An 821-nucleotide genomic window follows, 5' to 3' on the forward strand; every position below is an offset into this window, starting at 1 on the left:
TAGGTGCTCCACGTTCGCTAACGAATACTCAGGGCATGCAGATAAACTGCTGGCTATATTTCTTTCGAAGAGCGTGGAATGCATACCAATCCCCGATAAAAAGGAGTTGGTGATGACTGTGACTAATCAATTTGCTGCGCACGTTGGTCTGGACTGGGCAGATAAAAAACACGATGTCTGTGTTCAGTTTAAAAACGGCGAACGCGTATTCCATGTGATTGAACATACAGCAGAAGCGCTTGATGCCTGGCTTACTGAGTTACACCAGAAGGTAAAAGGTAGAATCGCCATAGCTCTCGAGCTGAAGAAGGGACCCGTGGTATATGCTCTTCAAAAATATCCCTTTATCACCGTTTTCCCCGTCCACGCTTTGTCACTGGCTCGTTACCGGCAAGCCTTCTCTCCCAGCGGCGCTAAAGATGACCCGCAGGATGCAGAGCTGGCATTAGAGTTAATGCTGCGTTATCCCCAAAAGATAAAAGCCATTGAACCCGACAATGCGAATATCCGGTTACTCCAGCAACTGGTTGAGCAGCGTCGTCAGTTGGTTGAAGATAAACGCCGTTTTGTGAACCGTATAATCAACACGCTTAAACAGTATTATCCTCAGCCCCTGGAGTGGTTCTCACATCGGGGTAGCTTACTGTTGTGTGAACTGATTATACGATGGCCCAGTCTGCAACAACTTAAACGAGCCAGGCGCGACACGATCCGCAACTTTCTGAATGCCAAAGGTGGCCGCGCAATAGCCCTTACCGAGCAGCGTGTTGCGAGTATTGATAACGCGATCCCATTGACGACAGACCCGAGTGTTATAGAGG

The 821-nt window shown here is 48.6% G+C and carries 1 pseudogene; it reads left to right on the forward strand.

The annotated features are described in order from the left end of the window. Positions 1 to 112: 112 nt before the first annotated feature. Positions 113 to 821, forward strand: a pseudogene (locus tag J1785_RS00640) (IS110-like element ISEsa2 family transposase); the annotation flags it as partial.

This window comes from Rahnella perminowiae (assembly GCF_019049755.1).
Classification (GTDB): domain Bacteria; phylum Pseudomonadota; class Gammaproteobacteria; order Enterobacterales; family Enterobacteriaceae; genus Rahnella; species Rahnella perminowiae.